Origin of the sequence: Marinobacter sp. 3-2, from assembly GCF_003751355.1 — a bacterium.
GTDB lineage: Bacteria > Pseudomonadota > Gammaproteobacteria > Pseudomonadales > Oleiphilaceae > Marinobacter > Marinobacter adhaerens.
Genome location: NZ_RJUQ01000017.1, coordinates 90040 through 106693, shown reverse-complemented (window position 1 = coordinate 106693; position 16654 = coordinate 90040). Strand labels below are relative to the sequence as shown.

Annotated in this window: 14 protein-coding genes; 11 read left to right on the top strand and 3 right to left on the bottom strand. The window is 58.3% G+C overall.

The genetic code is table 11. From position 1 onward, the window contains the following. Positions 1–12: 12 nt before the first annotated feature. Positions 13–1731, bottom strand: coding sequence for a diguanylate cyclase (locus EDB94_RS17305; RefSeq protein ID WP_146162219.1), 1719 nt, complete (start codon positions 1729–1731; stop codon positions 13–15). Between the two features lie 350 nt (positions 1732–2081). Here EDB94_RS17305 and cysP point away from each other — a divergent pair, with 350 nt between their 5' ends. From cysP to EDB94_RS17250, 11 genes are all read left to right on the top strand, one after another. After that, complete coding sequence (cysP, locus tag EDB94_RS17300; protein WP_108019051.1) at positions 2082–3116, top strand: thiosulfate ABC transporter substrate-binding protein CysP; 1035 nt, start codon at positions 2082–2084, stop codon at positions 3114–3116. A gap of 18 nt (positions 3117–3134) precedes the next feature. Further along, a complete protein-coding gene (gene cysT, locus EDB94_RS17295) occupies positions 3135–4007 on the top strand; it encodes a sulfate/thiosulfate ABC transporter permease CysT (RefSeq protein WP_008172088.1) in 873 nt (290 codons plus the stop codon). Between the two features lie 3 nt (positions 4008–4010). Continuing rightward, on the top strand, positions 4011–4841 hold the full coding sequence (gene cysW, locus EDB94_RS17290; protein ID WP_053114946.1) for a sulfate ABC transporter permease subunit CysW: 831 nt from the start codon (positions 4011–4013) through the stop codon (positions 4839–4841). Positions 4842–4850: 9 nt separating this feature from the next. Beyond that, positions 4851–5939, top strand: a complete 1089-nt coding sequence (locus EDB94_RS17285; protein WP_108019050.1) for a sulfate/molybdate ABC transporter ATP-binding protein — start codon at positions 4851–4853, stop codon at positions 5937–5939. Positions 5940–6087: 148 nt separating this feature from the next. Next, a complete protein-coding gene (locus EDB94_RS17280) occupies positions 6088–7383 on the top strand; it encodes an MFS transporter (protein WP_260312621.1) in 1296 nt (431 codons plus the stop codon). Beyond that, complete coding sequence (locus EDB94_RS17275) at positions 7380–8354, top strand: HlyD family secretion protein (RefSeq protein WP_181259064.1); 975 nt, start codon at positions 7380–7382, stop codon at positions 8352–8354. The genes EDB94_RS17280 and EDB94_RS17275 overlap by 4 nt, the downstream gene beginning before the upstream one ends. Continuing rightward, positions 8351–9277, top strand: coding sequence for an ABC transporter ATP-binding protein (locus tag EDB94_RS17270; protein ID WP_108019048.1), 927 nt, complete (start codon positions 8351–8353; stop codon positions 9275–9277). Before EDB94_RS17275 ends, EDB94_RS17270 begins: the two co-directional genes overlap by 4 nt. Next, positions 9274–10419, top strand: a complete 1146-nt coding sequence (locus EDB94_RS17265; RefSeq protein WP_108019047.1) for an ABC transporter permease — start codon at positions 9274–9276, stop codon at positions 10417–10419. Before EDB94_RS17270 ends, EDB94_RS17265 begins: the two co-directional genes overlap by 4 nt. Before the next feature lie 40 nt (positions 10420–10459). Further along, positions 10460–12859 (top strand): Lon protease family protein, encoded by a 2400-nt coding sequence (locus EDB94_RS17260; RefSeq protein WP_108019046.1) that lies wholly within the window; start codon positions 10460–10462, stop codon positions 12857–12859. After that, positions 12852–13718 (top strand): universal stress protein, encoded by an 867-nt coding sequence (locus tag EDB94_RS17255; RefSeq protein ID WP_108019045.1) that lies wholly within the window; start codon positions 12852–12854, stop codon positions 13716–13718. Before EDB94_RS17260 ends, EDB94_RS17255 begins: the two co-directional genes overlap by 8 nt. Before the next feature lie 35 nt (positions 13719–13753). After that, on the top strand, positions 13754–14473 hold the full coding sequence (locus EDB94_RS17250) for a ZIP family metal transporter (protein ID WP_062784806.1): 720 nt from the start codon (positions 13754–13756) through the stop codon (positions 14471–14473). 15 nt (positions 14474–14488) lie between these two features. Here EDB94_RS17250 and ftsH read toward each other — a convergent pair whose 3' ends face one another. Further along, positions 14489–16402: an ATP-dependent zinc metalloprotease FtsH gene (ftsH, locus tag EDB94_RS17245; protein ID WP_108019044.1), complete on the bottom strand. Its 1914-nt coding sequence runs from the start codon at positions 16400–16402 to the stop codon at positions 14489–14491. After that, on the bottom strand, positions 16399–16647 hold the full coding sequence (locus EDB94_RS17240; RefSeq protein WP_014576785.1) for a thiamine-binding protein: 249 nt from the start codon (positions 16645–16647) through the stop codon (positions 16399–16401). Before EDB94_RS17240 ends, ftsH begins: the two co-directional genes overlap by 4 nt. Between the last annotated feature and the right edge of the window lie 7 nt (positions 16648–16654).

Below are 16654 nucleotides of genomic sequence, written 5' to 3'. Positions count from 1 at the left end.
GTTCAAGGTAGGTCACGCTCCGGTTTCAGGCGGCACATCTTCAACATTGACCTCCGAATAGCGAACCACCCGGTTTCGGCCACCAGCCTTCGCGGCATAGAGGGCTTTGTCCGCGAATACCAGCAGCGTGTCCAGCTCGTCGCCTCCTTCCGGAGTAAGGCATGCCACACCGGCACTGATGCTCAAGGTGACACTGCCCCTTTCGAGGGTCAGGGCCTTGCCGTTGATACTTTGGCGCAGCCTCTCAGCAACTTCGGCGGCGGCTTCTTCATCGGTGCCTTCAAGCAATACGGCGAATTCCTCGCCGCCTAGGCGGGCCAGAATATCGATATCGCGCAGAGCATGTTTTGCCATCACGCTCAGGTGAATCAGTGCTTTGTCACCTACGGCGTGGCCATAGGTATCGTTCACCTTCTTGAACAGGTCGGCGTCGAACATGATGGCAGATAGCGGTTTGCCAGAACGAATCGCTTTTTTCAGGGCGGTTCTGCCCAGCTCAAAGAAGTGGCGCCGGTTGTTCAGTCCTGTCAGCGCATCTGTACGTACGGTTTCTTCCAGGCGCTGATTGGCTTCTTCGAGTTCCCGGGTCCGCTCGGTCACCCGGTGCTCCAGGCTGGCATTCAACTCGTTCATCTGGCGAGTCTTCTTCGTCAGTCGCTGAACCAGGTCCTTAAATACGGAGGAAAGAACCCGGACTTCCTCGTAGTCATCACGAAGTTTTATCGGGGAAGATGGATTGTCCGGATCCAACCGGTCTGCTTCCCGCGCCATTTGCAGCAGTGGGTGGGTGATACGCCGGGCGGTGTAGACGGCGAATAAAATCAGCAGCATGGCTAGCAGCACACCGGAGAAAAACAGGGTGTTTCGAAGCGATTGCGCAGGCTGGAAAGCTTCACTTGCGGGCTTACGAACCAGTACCAGCCAGTTGAACGTGGTGTATTCAGCCCGGTCCTGCAGGCGGCTGTAGCCCACCAGGTAATCCCGGGTGCCGGTGCCTGATTCCAATACCATAGGCAAGGTCATGTATCCCGGGCGATCCGATTGGGCGGCCTGCACAAGCGGTTCGTTCAGCATGCTCCCCACGCTGCCTTTCGGGCCGATGATTACTTCGCCGTTTTTGTCTGCCAGTATCAATTCTGCCTGAAGCCTTTCTTGCAGAGGCGCGAGCAGGGATTCACCCAGGCTGGCTACCCAATCAAGGTAGAGGTGAGCGCCCAGAACACCGACGAAGTTTCCTTCAGGGTCCTGGAGTGGCACGGCCACATCGACAAACCGCAGGGGAACGTTGGTGTTGTTGTTAAGCTTCTCTTCCAGAAGAAGGGCTTCGTGGGCGTCGCCGAGGTAGGGCTTATCTTTGGCTTCCTGGAACCAGGGGCGGTGCGAAACGTTCATACCTTTAAGCATGCTGGCGGTGCTGGCCACAACAGTGCCGTCTGCAGAGGTAAGCCCTATCCAGGCATAGCTGGAAAAGTTCCGGGCGAGTGCGTCGAGCAGGGCAGACACATCACCGGTCTGTTGTTTCGCGAGTTGTTGGCTGGACAACGCTGCTGCTACGGCTAGATCGCTGTAGCGCTCATGAAGATCCAGCGCGATCTTGTCCCGCAGTTGAACGGCCACTTCCTCAAGGTTTTGCCCGGTGGATTTACGCAGTGCGTTGACCGCGAGGTCGCTTGCAAGCCAGGTTCCGATGGAAGTGGCCGCCAGAATGAGGATGCCAAAGGACAGGACCAAGCGGATTTTGAGGGTATTGAGTGGTCTGATATTTGATGTCCAATGTCGGATGAATTCTGCGATCCCTCGGCGCCAGATGTTGTCCAGTCTTTCCTTAGCCTGTGGTTGCAAGTATAGGTGCCAAAGGCGGGTTATTCCCGTGACGCGTTTGTCATCGTGGCTTTGTGCGCCCTGATGAGTGCCGATCTCTCGCCCGCGTTATAACCAAACGCTTTTAAACCAGTCGGAAATTATCTAGTCAGGGCATTGTTGTTCATAGACTCCTACCTTATCTTTGCGTTCTAAGAAAGCGCCGACCTATTCCTCTGGCGTATATAAAGATTCCGAGTTAACTGGGAGCTCTGCCGACTATGCCTAATTCGATTTTTTCTGGTTCCAAAGCCCGTAAGGGCCTGTGGTTCAGTGCGCTGGCGCTGGCGTTCTCGCTGACAGGGCCGGCTTCTGCCCAGGAGCGTGAGCTTCTGAACTCCTCCTACGACATTGCCCGCGAGCTGTTTGCCGAATACAACGTTCTTTTCCAGGACTATTGGAAAGAAAAAACCGGCGAAATCGTCGATATCCAGCAGTCACACGCTGGCTCTTCCAAGCAAGCGCGCGCCATCCTGCAGGGGCTGGGTGCGGATGTGGTTACCTACAACCAGGTCACCGACGTAAACATTCTGGCCGAGCGCGGCAATCTGATTCCCGAGGACTGGGCATCACGCCTGCCAAATAACAGCTCTCCGTACTATTCCACCATGGCGTTCCTGGTGCGTGAGGGTAACCCCAAGAATATCCAGAACTGGGATGATCTGATCCGCGAAGATGTCGAACTGATCATGCCGAACCCGAAAACCTCCGGTAACGGCCGCTATACCTACCTGGCGGCGCTGGGTTTTGCCCAGGACAAGTTCGGTGACGACCAGGAGAAGATTGATGCTTTCCTCAGCGACCTGCTGGGCCAGGTTAAGGTATTCGACTCCGGCGGTCGTGGTGCCACCACCACGTTTGTGGAGCGGGGCCTGGGTGATGTGCTGCTGACCTTCGAATCCGAAGTGAACAACATTCCGGCCCTGAACCCGGACAAGAATTTCCAGGTTGTGGTCCCGAAAGTGAGTTTCCTGGCCGAGTTCCCGGTGACCTGGATCGACAAGAACATCGAGAAGAAGGGCACCGAAGAACTGGCCCAGGCCTACTTGAAGCATCTGTACTCCGAAGAAGCCCAGCGCATGCTGGCTGGCTTCAACTACCGGGTGCACAACGAAACCGTGAAAGCGGAAGTGGCTGACAAGTTCCCCGAACTGAAGCTGATGCCGATTCAGGACATCGCCGGCAGCTGGGAAAATGCCATGGAGACCCACTTTGCCAGTGGCGGCAAACTGGACCAGTTGCAGCGTCGCCGCTAAGGGATGCGCAGCTGATTCATGGCCACCACTGACGTTTCGGAGCGCCCGTCAAAGCGGCTGAGCGCTCCCGCCACCAAACGCGTTTTGCCGGGGTTCGGACTGAGCCTCGGCATTTCGCTTTTCTTTATCAGCCTGGTGCTGCTTCTGCCCATCAGCGGCCTGTTTATCCGTGCCGCCGGCATGGGGTGGGAGCAGTTCTGGTTTGTGATCACCGATCCGCGGGTGGTTGCGTCCTATAAAGTCACCGCGCTGGCAGCCCTGGCAGCGTCTCTGTTCAACTGCGTGTTCGGCCTGCTGATGGCCTGGGTGCTGGTGCGTTACGAGTTTCCCGGCAAGCGGCTGCTGGATGCGATCATGGATCTGCCTTTCGCGCTGCCAACCGCCGTGGCCGGCATCACACTAGCAACCTTGTTTGCCGAGAACGGCTGGTATGGGCAGTATCTCGCCGATCTGGGTATTGAAGTGGCATTCACACCGCTGGGTATTGTGGTGGCGATGGCCTTCACCAGTGTACCGTTTGTGGTGCGCACGGTTCAGCCGGTACTGGAGGAAATGGCGCCGGAGGATGAAGAAGCCGCCATGAGCCTGGGTGCTTCGGACATGACGGTCTTTCGGAAAATCCTGTTCCCGACACTCTGGCCGGCTGTGGTGACCGGTGGTGCGCTTTCGTTTGCCCGCAGCCTTGGGGAATACGGCGCGGTTATCTTTATTGCCGGCAACTCACCCTACATCAGTGAAGTGATCAGTCTGATGATCTTTGTTCGCCTGGAGGAATACGATTTTCCGGCGGCCAGCGCCATTGCCGCAGTGGTTATGACGGTATCGCTGTTGCTGCTCCTGGCGATCAACGTCTGGCAGGGGCGCTATCTCAAGCGCCTGCACGGAGGTTAGGGTATGGCTGCGCGTAAACATCGCCGCGTTGGCGACAGCCCTCTGGTTCGTCGCACTCTGATCGGAATCGCCGTCGGCCTGACGGTGCTTCTGCTGTTTATGCCCCTGGTGCTGATTTTTGTGCAAGCGTTTGCCGAGGGTTGGGCCGGTTACGTCAGCAATATTCTCAACGAGTACACGCTCCATGCCATTGGCCTGACGCTCGTGGTTGCGCTGCTCACGGTCCCGTTAAATATGGTGTTCGGCGTGTTCCTGGCCTGGCTGGTGACCCGCTTCCGGTTCCCTGGTCGCAAGCTGCTGACCACATTGATTGATATCCCGTTCGCCGTTTCGCCTGTGGTTGCCGGCCTGCTTTTCCTGCTGCTCTACGGCAGCAATGGCTGGGTGGGGCAGTGGCTCGGTGAATACGACATTCAACTGATGTTCTCCTGGCCCGGCATCGTGATGGTCACCGTGTTTGTGACCTGTCCGTTCGTGGCCAGAGAACTGATCCCGCTGATGCAGCAACAGGGTCGGGAAGAGGAAGAGGCCGGCGTGGTGCTGGGCGCGTCCGGCTGGCAGCTGTTCCGACGCGTGACCCTGCCGAATATCCGCTGGGCGCTCCTTTACGGCGTGATCCTCACCAACGCCCGGGCTGTCGGCGAGTTCGGTGCCGTGTCGGTGGTCTCCGGCAACATCCGGGGCGAGACCAATACGCTGCCGTTGCAGGTAGAGCTGCTTTACCAGGATTACAACACCGTGGGCGCCTTTGCAGCTTCTTCGTTGCTAGCAGGTATTGCGCTGATCACGCTTGTCGTCAAGGCCATCGTTGAATGGCGTCAGAGTCGTAACTAAGGGTTTCCAATGAGCATCGAGATACAGGGTATCAACAAGTTTTTCGACAAGTTCCAGGCCCTGCATGACATCAATCTGACCATTCCGGATGGCCAGCTCACGGCGTTGCTGGGCCCTTCCGGTTCGGGCAAGACCACGCTGCTGCGGATCATTGCCGGCCTGGAAACTCCCGAAGAGGGCAGAATCCGGTTCAGCGGCAAGGATGTGACCGATCTGCATGTGCGGGACCGGCGTGTGGGGTTTGTGTTCCAGCACTATGCGTTGTTTCGTCACATGACAGTGGCCGATAACGTGGCCTTTGGCCTCAACGTGCTGCCGCGCAAGGAGCGTCCCGGCAAGCCGGAAATCCGCAAGCGGGTAAAAGACCTGCTGGAAATGGTGCAGCTGGAACACCTGGCCGACCGTTACCCCGCGCAGCTTTCAGGTGGGCAGAAGCAACGCATCGCCCTGGCGCGGGCCATGGCCATGCGCCCGGAGATTCTTCTACTGGATGAGCCCTTCGGGGCGCTTGATGCCAAGGTGCGAAAAGACCTTCGCCGCTGGCTGCGCAGCCTCCACGATGAGCTGCATTTCACCAGTGTGTTCGTGACCCACGATCAGGAGGAGGCCCTGGAGCTCTCCGATCAGGTGGTTGTGATGAGCAATGGCCGGATTGAGCAGGTTGATACACCCCTGGAGCTCTATGGTCGCCCGGACAGCCGGTTTGTATTCGAGTTTCTGGGGCAGGTGAATGTGCTGTCTGGCAAGATCCGCGATGGTGTCATGCGCCAGGGTGACGCCTGGATTCGACTGCCCGAAGGCTGTGAAAACGATGACGCGCAGCTCTACCTGAGGCCCCACGAAGTGCGCCTCACCCAGTCTGCCAGTGACGAGGCCCATCTGCCTTTCCGGATCGAGGCCATCAACCTGATCGGTGCGGAAGTTCGCATCGAACTCAAACCCGATGGCTGGGAGTGCGAGGAGCTCTGGGAAGTTGGCATCAGCCATACCGAGTTTAACGCCCGTCAGCCCCAGCGGGGTGACCGCTGCTTCGCCGTGCCGGATGTGGGGCATCTGTTCTGCGAACACTCACAGGAGCCCAAGACGCTCGTCTGGTAGACCTGATGGCAACTACCCGGTGATTGATGAGCCGGGTACTTGCCCCAGATCATCTCTGGTTTCTGTCCCTTGCCTATAATTCTCTGCATCAGAGAGTTTGCTGCCATCATTTCGCTCAAGGCAGGGGTAAAACCGGGATGAACTGGACATGACCGAAAGTTCGCCAACGCCTCCTTCTCCAGAACTTCGACACCGCATCATGGCGGGTTTTATCGGTAATGTCGTGGAGTGGTACGACTTTGCCGTTTATGGCTATCTGGCCGGAGTTATTGCTCCGGTTTTCTTTTCGTCTGCCAACCCAACGGCAGCACTTATCGGCACCTACGGCATATTTGCTGCCGGCTTCATCATGCGGCCCCTGGGGGCGGCGGTTTTCGGCTGGTTTGGAGACCGGTACGGGCGTGCTCGTACCATGCAAATCTCTGTAATGCTGATGGCCTTGCCGACCCTGCTGCTCGGGATGCTTCCCTCCTATGAGCAGGCCGGCTTGCTCGCTCCAGTCTTGCTGGTTCTGATCCGATTGCTTCAAGGCCTTTCTGTTGGCGGCGAGTTCTCATCCTCGGCGACCTACCTGGTTGAGACGGCTCCCGATGGTAAACGAGGTCTGACGGGCAGTTGGGCCAACATCGGCTCGATGACTGGCTCTTTGCTGGGCGTTGCTGCGGCGGCACTGGTAACCAATACCCTGGATGAGCAAACATTGAGTGACTGGGGCTGGCGCTTGCCGTTTCTTGGAGGCGCCATTCTGGGCATTGCCGCCATCGCGATTCGCCGGAACCTGCACAACTCAGAGCGATTCAGCCAGCACCATGAGAATCGCGACGAAACATCGCCGCTTCTGCAGGCGTTTACAACCAATCGGCGGGAAACCCTTCTAGCACTGGCCTTCGCTTCAAGTTACGGGACGTGCTACTACATTGTGTTTGTTTATCTGCCGGAATGGCTCTCGGCCCAGGAACTGCTGTCTCGCGGAACAGCTTTGTTGATCAACACGGGCATGATGCTGCTTGTCATCCCGGCGATGCCGCTGTTTGCGATCGTGGGTGATCGATGGCTTCGTCGAAGGAGCTGGATAGCCATCTCGCTGTTTCTGCTTACCGTGGTCGCCTGGCCGCTTCATGCCTGGATGCTAAGCTCCGGCGGTTCACTGTATGTGGTGGTATTGGCACACGCTCTGGTGTTCTTGCTGCTGGCCATTCCATTGGGCTCCGCACCCGCACTGTTTGTGGAGATGTTTCCGGAGAGCGACCGTTTATCCGGCTATTCTGTAGCCTTCAATCTTGGCCTGGGTGTATTCGGCGGACTCACACCGATGATTGCCACGTCGTTGATTGCAACAACCGGTGTTGTGACGGCACCGGCCATGTATCTGGCAGTAACCGCCTTCATTGCCGTGCTGGCTCTCATCGCCATGCCGGATCGAAGCCGGGAGCCGCTGCGATGACTCGCCCATCGCAAAAGAGGGTAAGTAACGTGATACGCCTTGCATTGGTTCTGTCTTTTCTGGCTCTGGCAGCCTGCGATGGGAGTTCCGGCAATCTGGCTCTGGGGACGCTTGAGCGGGATCGAATTGCCCATACCGCAACCGCCAGTGAAGTTGTTGTTGAGCTCCCTGTCCCGCCCGGCTCGCCGGTTGAAAAAGGGAGTGTGCTGGTAAAACTCGACGACACGCTGCAGCGGGCGGAGGTTGACCGGGCCTCAGCCCAGTTGTCAGAGGCAGTCGCCAATCTTGAAAAACTCCGACACGGAGCACGGCCGGAGGAAGTGGCGGCAGCAAGAGCGAATGTGGCCGGGGCCCGGGCGGAACTCATCGAGAGTGAGGCCAATTATTCACGCATCCTCAACCTCAGGAATCAGAATCTGGCCAGTCAGGCCGACCTGGACAAGGCGGTCGCCTTGCGCGACGCCAATCATGCGAAGCTGCTCAATGCGCAGGAAGCTTTGCTGGAATTAACGAATGGCGCTCGTGAAGAGGACCTGAGAGCGGCGGAGTCCAGAGTGGATGCGGCAAGAGCGATGCTCGCCCGTGAAAAGAAACACCTCGCCGATCTGACCGTTGTCGCGACACGGGACGGTATTCTCGACAACCTTCCCTGGAATCTGGGGGAGCGAGTGACCGCAGGCAGCCCTCTGGCGATTGTTCTGGCCGGCAAGGCGCCGTTTGCGAGGGTTTATGTGCCAGAGCCCTATCGGGTAAAGCTGGCGATTGGTGACGAGCTGAATGTGCGTGTGGATGGTCTTGGCCGAACCATAAAGGGCCGTTTGCGTTGGATTGCCACGGAGCCTGCATTCACGCCGTACTTTGCGCTTAATCAGGAAGAACGTGCGCGGCTGATGTACCGGGCAGAGGTCCAGCTTCCAGAGGCAGAGGCTGCTTTACCGAACGGAGTGCCGGCCCAGGTTGAGTTGCCATGAGTGAATGTGTCATCCGCGCGGAAGGGCTTAGCCGGAATTTCGGCGATACCAGGGCTGTTCAGGCGCTGGATCTGGAGGTCGAGCGAGGCCGCATTTATGGTTTTCTGGGGCCAAACGGCAGTGGCAAGACCACGGCCATCCGAATGTTGATCGGTTTGTTGAAGCCAAGCTCCGGAACCGCGGAGGTGCTTGGTTATGGCTTGCCAGCCGGTGCCGAGAAACTCAGGCGGCGGATCGGGTACATGACCCAGAAATTCTCCCTGTACGATGATCTGACCGTTCAGGAAAATCTCCGGTTTATCGCCTCCATTTACAGCCTGTCTGCGAACCAGCTGCGCTCAAGGGTTGAGGATCTGCTTGTTATCTATGGGCTGCGTGACAGCCGGCATCAGTTGGCAGGAAGTATGAGCGGCGGGCAGCGACAACGCCTCAGCCTTGCTGCGGCAACACTGCACAAGCCAGATCTGCTGTTCCTGGATGAACCCACCTCGGCGGTGGATCCCCAGAGTCGCCGGGACTTCTGGGAGCAGTTGTTTGATCTCAGTGATGCCGGAACGACGATCATGGTCTCAACCCATTACATGGACGAGGCGGAGCGTTGCCACAAGTTGGCCATTCTCGAGACGGGGATCAAGCGAGCCGACGGTGCACCGGATGAGTTGATGAAGAACATGGGCGCCAGGGTTGTTGAGGTCAGTTCTGCAAATCTCCGCGTGTTAAAGCATCGGCTTCTTGAGTTGCCAGACGTGATATCCGCAGCGCAACTTGGCGCGCGGCTTCGAGTGCTGGTGAAGAACCGGGTTAGCAGTCCGGTTGCGTATCTGTCGGGGCAACCTTTTATCGGAACAGGGGACAGTCTTACCGAGGTGCGCCCAAGCCTGGAGGATGTTTTCGTAACCAGTACGGGAAGAGGCCGACAATGAACAGCCTCCGACGGATCCGAGCCATTTTTGGCAAAGAGCTGATCCAGCTCCGGCGGGACCGGATGACGTTCGGCATGATCGTTATGATCCCTCTTCTCCAGCTGTTGCTATTTGGCTATGCCATCAATACGAACATCCGCTATATCCCGGTAGGCATTGTCGATTTCAGCCAGAGCGGCCTGAGTCGGGAGATCGTGCAGATTGTGAAAGCCACGCAAGTGGTTGAGATCAGATCCTACTTCGAGAGCGTAGAGAAAGCGCAGGCGGCCATTGCCAGTGCCGAAGTCAGGGCCGTCCTCATCATCCCTGAAGATGTTGATAACCGCCTGGCGCGGCACCAATCATTGGGCTTTGGTTCGCCCCCTGCCACCGATGAAGAAACCAGCCAACCCATCGCCCAATGGATTGCCGATGGCTCCGATACGATCATTGCCTCTGCCATCAAGAGTCTGCGTGGCATGCCGCTGGCCGAATTGCTGGAACGTCCTGTCAATCGCGTTACACCGACCTTTGAAGTGACGCTGCTCTATAACCCCGAGCAACGCACAGTCGTCAATATTGTGCCGGGTCTGGTCGCGATCATTCTGACCATGACCATGATCATGTTTACCTCTGCCGCCATCGTCCGCGAGCGGGAGAGGGGCAACATGGAAATGTTGATATCGACGCCGGTGCGACCGATTGAACTGATGATCGGGAAGATCATTCCGTACATTTTTATTGGCGTGATTCAGGTCAGCATCATCCTGGGGCTGGGCCGGGTGTTGTTCCATGTTCCGGTAGAAGGCGGGTTGGCCCAGCTCGCAGGCGTCACCTTCCTGTTCATCACCGCAAGCCTGACGCTTGGGCTGGTCATTTCAACGATTGCCCGGAACCAGCTACAGTCAATGCAGATGACGGTGTTTGTTCTGATGCCCTCGATTCTGTTGTCGGGGTTCGTATTTCCCTATGAGGGCATGCCTGTCGCAGCCCAGTATATTGCAGAGGCACTGCCCGCGACGCATTTCATGCACCTGGTTCGCGGAGTGGTTCTGAGGGACGTTGAGGTGACGAATATGGCGTCGGATGTCTACTGGCTGGCGCTGTTCACCCTTGGCGGCCTGCTCGTTGCGTCACTCAGGTTCAAGAAGCGTCTCGAATAGTTTTGTGCCCAGGTAATGCCGACACAATCAGGAGGATGTAATGTCACTACCCGCGCCATTGACCGAAAACCAGGTCTATCACGGTTGCCCGGAAGACAAGCTGGATTTCCAAACCACCGAAGACCTGCAGGACCTCGAGCGTCCGTATGGTCAGGACCGGGTACTGCGGGCGCTGGAATTTGGTGCCGGTATTCAGGCAGACGGTTTCAATCTCTTTGTTCTCGGACCCTCCGGTGCCGGCAAGCACGAGCTGGTCGAACGCTTTCTTTGCCTGCATGCGGCAAGCCAGCCGGTCCCGCCGGATTGGTGCCATGTATACAACTTCCAGTTTTCAGAGCGGCCACGCGCCATTCGACTGCCGGCCGGTGAAGGGCGGCAATTCAAGAAACACATGAATGAACTGGCAGAGGAGCTCCGAACAGCAATCCCTGCTGCCTTCGAAAGCGAGGAATACCAGGCCAGGTTGCAGGAACTCCAGGAAGAAATGGCCAAGCGTCAGCATCAGGGCCTGTTTGATATCCAGGAAGAGGCGAACCGGATCAACATTGCCATGATCACCACGCCGGCCGGCTTTACCTTTGCCCCGATGCGCAAGGGCGAGGTGATCGACCCGGAGGAATACAAGAACTTCTCGGACGAGGAGAAAGCGCTGGTCGAATCCAAGGTTGAGGAGCTTCAGAAAAAGCTTCAGCAAACCATCCAGCAGATACCCAGGATGCGGAAGGAGGTCAGGGAAAGAGTCCATGCCCTGAATGAAGAAATGGTGCAGCTGACCCTGGGCGGCCCGATTGGGGAGTTGAGGGAAAAATGGTCCCACCTGCAGGATATCGTCGATTACCTGGATGCGGTCCGTGAGGACGTGGTGGAACATGCCGAAGCCTTCCAGGACAGTGACAACGGGCCGCCGGCAGGGCTGCTGGCGCGGTACAAGGTGAACCTGCTGGTGGATAATGCCGACACCGTCGGCGCGCCGGTTATCTATGAGGACTTGCCCAATCATCAGCACCTGGCGGGGCAAATCGAGCATCGGGCCCGGCAGGGTAACCTCTATACCGATTTCACCCTGATTCGCGGTGGTTCCATGCACCGCGCCAACGGCGGCTATCTGATTATTGATGCCCGGCGGGTACTGACACAGCCTATGGCCTGGGAAAGCCTGAAGCGGATTCTGTCATCCGGCGAAATCCGCATCGAGTCCCTGGAGCGGCTCTACGGGTTGGTAAGTACCGTCAGCCTGCAGCCGGAGCCGATTCCGGTGTCGGTCAAGGTGGTACTGCTCGGGGACCGGATGCTGTACTACCTGTTGTCCCATTACGATCCGGATTTCCTGGACCTGTTCAAGGTTGAGGCGGATTTTGAGGATGATCTTGATCGTAATGATGACTGCTACGAACTCTACGCACGGATGATCGCCACCATGGCTCGCGCCCTGAAGATGCGGCCCCTGGAACGGGGCGCCGTGGCCCGGCTGATCGAGCACGCCAGTCGGCTGGCGGCGGACCAACGCAAGCTGACCGCCCACGATCGGGTGCTCCGGGACATTCTGAGTGAGGCAGACCACTGGGCGGGACAGGCCGGGGCCGATACGGTTGAAGCCAGCCATCTCCAGCAGGCCATTGATGAACGGGAATACCGGGCCAGCCGGGTCCGGGAACGAAGTCGCGAGCAAATCAGCCGGGGTGTGGTGATGATAGCCACCACCGGCGAGGAGGTGGCTCAGGTAAATGGCCTTTCGGTGCTCAGACTTGGGGCGTCGATGTTCGGGCAGCCTACCCGGATTACCGCCACGGCCCGTCCCGGTAAGGGGCAGGTGGTGGATATCGAGCGGGAGGCCAAACTCGGCGGCCCCATTCACAGCAAGGCCGTGATGATTCTTTCCCGCTTCCTGGCGAGCCGGTACGCTGGCGACGGCGAACTTTCCCTGTCGGCGAGTCTTGCCTTCGAGCAATCCTACGGTGGTGTTGAGGGCGATTCCGCGTCGGTAGCGGAAACCTGTGTGCTGCTTTCAGCCATTTCCCGGGTGCCAATCAAGCAGTCCTTCGCGGTCACGGGGTCCATGAACCAGCATGGCGAGGTCCAGGCCGTAGGCGGTGTGAATGAGAAGATCGAGGGCTTTTTCGATGTCTGCAAAGAGGCCGGCGACGTTCGCGGGCAGGGCGTTTTGCTGCCCGCAAGCAATGTTGAGCACCTCATGCTGAGAGCCGATGTGAGGCAGGCGATCGCTGAGGACCGGTTCCGGATCTATCCGATTTCAGGCATCAATGAGGCAATTGAGCTGCTAACCGGTCTTGAGGCCGGAGAACCGGACAGCAGTGGCGAGTTCCCTGAGAACAGCTTCAATCGCCGGGTTGCAGAACGCCTGGAGAAGTTCGCGGAGGCCAGCAAGAAACGGGACGAGAACGGAGAAGCGAACAGCAGCGGAGGCAAGGATCGTGACTGATAGGCCAGCAGACCAGGCTGATCCCGGCACCACAACCGGTCGTGTACTGGTACTTCTCGATGGTTCCAGGATGAGTTACGCCGCCTTGCAGGCTGCGGTCGGGATTGCCGCGAATACCGGTGCCGATGTGCTCGGTGTGTTTGTTGAGGAGCTGAATCAGCTGCGAAGCGCCGGCTATGGTTTTGCCCGCGAAGTGGGCGGTTCGTCCGGTATCAGCCGCCCCCTGGCTGCTGGCGACGTTGAACAGCGCATGCAAAGGTTGGCGAGCGAGGCCCGCCGTGCTCTTGCCGGTGCCGTCGCGTCATACGGTGGCAGGCAATCCCTGAGTGTCGCCCGGGGCCATGTGATTGATGAGGTGCTGGCGCTCGCCGGCCCTCAGGATCTTCTGGTGCTGGGCCGCGTTGGTTGGTCCTCCGAGCCCGGTGCGCGCTTGGGCTCGACGGCAAAAGGGCTGGTTCGTCGTTCCCGGGGAAGGGTCTTGCTCTGGTGTGAAAGTCGGGCCGAACCTTTGGGCAGGGTTGTGGTGTTTCTCAATGACCATCATGGCGCTAACGGCCGCGCTGTCCAGGCAACCGCTGAGGTGGTTCGTCATTCCCACCGGCCCGTGACACTACTGTTGGGCGCTGACTCGACGGTCTCAGCCGACGATCTTAAAGGCGTCGCGCAGGACCTGGGTATTCAGGAATCGGAGCTTCGTGTAAGGTCTCTGCCATCAACGGATCCGGTTGTTGTGGCCGGAATTCTACGACAGGAAAGGGCGGTAGAGCTGGTGCTAAGCCGGGAATGCACACTGCTCCAGGAGCCCGGCGCAGAGCGATTGCTGGTGGCCCTGAACCTTCCCGTCACGGTCACGCCCTGAATCCCATCGGTTGCTCCATAGGTCTTGATTAGCTGATGTTTATAGATGTTCTCTCCATTGTTGGACTGACCGTCCTTGCCGGCGCCTGCATTCCACTGGGCGGACTGCTCGCCAGCTTTGAACGGATCCGACCCAATTGGCTGGAGCAGGAGTTTCGCCATTTCGTGATCGCGCTCGGTGGCGGCATCCTGCTTGGCGCGGTCGCTGTGGTTTTTATTCCGGAAGGCCGATCCAGCATGGGAGGATCCCTTCTTGCGATTCCGGCTATTCTTGCGGGCGGGCTCATATTCTTCCTGATAGAGCGGGTTCTCGGTTTGAAACGCCGTGAATCTCCGCAGCTCCTGGGTGTGATGCTGGATTTCATTCCGGAAGCTGCCGCGCTGGGCGGGCTCGCCGTGGTGAACACCGAGATTGCGCTGCTCATGGCGTTACTCATTGCCTTGCAGAACTTGCCGGAAGGGTTCAACGCCTATCGGGAGTTGCTTTACCTGAAAGGCCACAGCTCACGAAAGACGCTGGTCTTTATGAGTAGCCTGGTGATCACAGGTCCGGTGGCCGGCCTGTTTGGCTATTTCTTCTTGTCTGAGCGCCCCGTGTTACTGGGCTCACTGATGCTGATGGCTTCCGGGGGTATTCTGTACCTTATTTTCCAGGACATCGCTCCTCAGTCTAGGCTTGACCGGCATTGGGGCCCACCTCTGGGAGCGGTCCTTGGGTTCTGTATTACCCTGTTCAGTCATGACCTGGTGATCTAGGCCATGACTTGGGTATCAGGCAATCTTCCGTGCATCTTCCTTGCGCAGGATTTCCTCGACGTCCTCTGCTGACAGCGTTTCCTGTTTCAGCACGGCTTTGGCCAATGCGTCCAACTGGTTTCGGTGCTCGGTCAGGAAGTCGAGGGTTGCCTTCTCGAGGGCCAGGAGCTGGGACTGGATTTCCTCGTCAATCATTTCAGCCATCTTTTCGCTGAACTCCCTCGGCATGCCCATCTCCCGGCCCAGGAAAACATGTTCCTCGCCGATGTTCAGGCCCAGCGGGCCGATCTTTTCGCTCATGCCCCACTGGCCGATCATCTTGCGTATCAGCGCGGTGGCCTCCTTGAGGTCGTTCTGGGCGCCAGTACTGACTTCTCCGTAGATCAGCTTTTCCGAGCAGCGACCGCCAAGCATCACCTTGATGCGATCCTTCAGGTAGCTTTCGGTATAGGTGTAGTGATCTTCCCGGGGGGTTTGTTCCGTCACTCCCATGGCCATGCCGTGAGGAATGATGGTCAACTTGGTAAGCGGGTCCGCGTTCGGCATGTAGTAGGCCATGATGGCGTGGCCACACTCGTGGTAGGCAACGGCCTCACGCTCCTGCGGGTTCAGCTTGGTATCCCGTTCTTCACCGAGAATAATTCTGTCCCGGGCCAGATCAAAGCAATGGGCATTCACCTCATGCAGGCTTTCGCGGGCTGCGGTGAGCGCCGCTTCATTTACGAGGTTCTTGAGATCCGCCCCGGAAAAGCCGATGGTGCGTGCGGCCAGTTGATCCAGGTCGACATCATTCGCCAGGGGGACCTTTCGCACGTGAACGGCGAGGATCGCCGCGCGGGCCTCCTTGTGGGGGCGGTCGAGAGTGATCTTGCGGTCAAAACGGCCCGGGCGGAGCAGGGCACTGTCGAGTACGTCCGGCCGGTTGGTGGCAGCCAGTACCAGAACATTTTCGTGAGCCTCGAAACCGTCCATTTCCGTGAGGATCTGGTTCAGTGTCTGCTCTCGTTCATCATGGCCACCACCCAGGCCCGCACCACGTGATCGGCCAATGGCATCCAGTTCGTCGATGAAAATCAGCGCCGGCGCGTCTTTCCGGGCTTCCTTGAACATGTCCCGAACCCGCGCGGCGCCGACACCCACGAACATCTCGATGAATTCCGAGGCGCTGATGCTGTAGAAGGGCACTTCGGCTTCGCCGGCGATGGCCCGGGCCAGTAGTGTCTTGCCGGTGCCCGGCGGGCCGACCAGAAGCACGCCCTTGGGCATGACGGCACCCAGTGCCCGGTATTTTTCGGGAGATTTCAGGAAATCGATGATCTCGGCAATTTCCCGCTTGGCGGATTCAATGCCGGCCACGTCATCCAGGGTGGCGGTAGAGGTTTCCTTTTGAGCCCGCCGTGCCTTGGAGCGGCTGAAATCAAACGGGCCGCCACCCTGTGTCATGCGTTTCTGCGCCGCACCCCAGAACCAGAACATCAGCGCCAGCAGCAGGATCCAGGGCAGGAAGCCGCGAATCATTTCCTGCCACCAGGGCAGACCTGATGGCGTGGCCCGAATGGTGACACTGTGCTCTTCAAGAAGGTTGAGCAGCGACGGGTCTTCCATGGGCGGGCGGATGGTATGGAAACCGGGCGTGCTGGTGTGGGGTGGGCTGTCAGAGCTGAAATCGGCTGCACCGCTGTCGGTGAACAAGCCGGTAATGGCTTCTTCTTTCAACGTGACTTCTGCCACCTGATTGTTCACAACAGCCGTCTTGAATTCCGAGTAGGCGAGGTCCTGAAGCCGCGGTTGTCCGCCATCCTGCAGCCAGAGCACCATCAGGAAGATGGCAGCGCTCAGCCAAAGGAACGCATACTGGTTCGGAATGACCGGTTGTTGGTTCTGATCCGGTTTCTGTTGCTGGTTGTCTGGCCCACTCGGTGCTGTCATTTCGGTCTCCGGTCGCCCTCCATGATCTTCGCCACGAAGACAGATTTGCCGTAGGTCTCGAACGACCATTTCATGGTGTCCGAGAGCACGCCCATAACCTCATCATAGTCGCCGAAAATCTCGGTGCTCATTCGCCCCGGGTAGACTTCCAGTCCGGTCTGCTCCAGGCGCGCGATCAGGTCTTTGATTGGCTGCTTGTACTCCTCTTTCAGGGGATAGCAGCTCAGTTGTACAGAAAGATACATAAAGCCT

Excerpts from the sequence above, each read along its gene's own strand:
- EDB94_RS17275 (WP_181259064.1), top strand. The coding sequence starts at position 7,380 with ATGACTCGCCCATCGCAAAAGAGGGTAAGTAACGTGATACGCCTTGCA.
- cysW (WP_053114946.1), top strand. The coding sequence starts at position 4,011 with ATGGCTGCGCGTAAACATCGCCGCGTTGGCGACAGCCCTCTGGTTCGT.
- EDB94_RS17270 (WP_108019048.1), top strand. The coding sequence starts at position 8,351 with ATGAGTGAATGTGTCATCCGCGCGGAAGGGCTTAGCCGGAATTTCGGC.
- EDB94_RS17280 (WP_260312621.1), top strand. The coding sequence starts at position 6,088 with ATGACCGAAAGTTCGCCAACGCCTCCTTCTCCAGAACTTCGACACCGC.
- EDB94_RS17260 (WP_108019046.1), top strand. The coding sequence starts at position 10,460 with ATGTCACTACCCGCGCCATTGACCGAAAACCAGGTCTATCACGGTTGC.
- EDB94_RS17250 (WP_062784806.1), top strand. The coding sequence starts at position 13,754 with ATGTTTATAGATGTTCTCTCCATTGTTGGACTGACCGTCCTTGCCGGC.
- EDB94_RS17240 (WP_014576785.1), bottom strand. The coding sequence starts at position 16,647 with ATGTATCTTTCTGTACAACTGAGCTGCTATCCCCTGAAAGAGGAGTAC.
- EDB94_RS17265 (WP_108019047.1), top strand. The coding sequence starts at position 9,274 with ATGAACAGCCTCCGACGGATCCGAGCCATTTTTGGCAAAGAGCTGATC.
- EDB94_RS17285 (WP_108019050.1), top strand. The coding sequence starts at position 4,851 with ATGAGCATCGAGATACAGGGTATCAACAAGTTTTTCGACAAGTTCCAG.
- ftsH (WP_108019044.1), bottom strand. The coding sequence starts at position 16,402 with ATGACAGCACCGAGTGGGCCAGACAACCAGCAACAGAAACCGGATCAG.
- cysT (WP_008172088.1), top strand. The coding sequence starts at position 3,135 with ATGGCCACCACTGACGTTTCGGAGCGCCCGTCAAAGCGGCTGAGCGCT.
- cysP (WP_108019051.1), top strand. The coding sequence starts at position 2,082 with ATGCCTAATTCGATTTTTTCTGGTTCCAAAGCCCGTAAGGGCCTGTGG.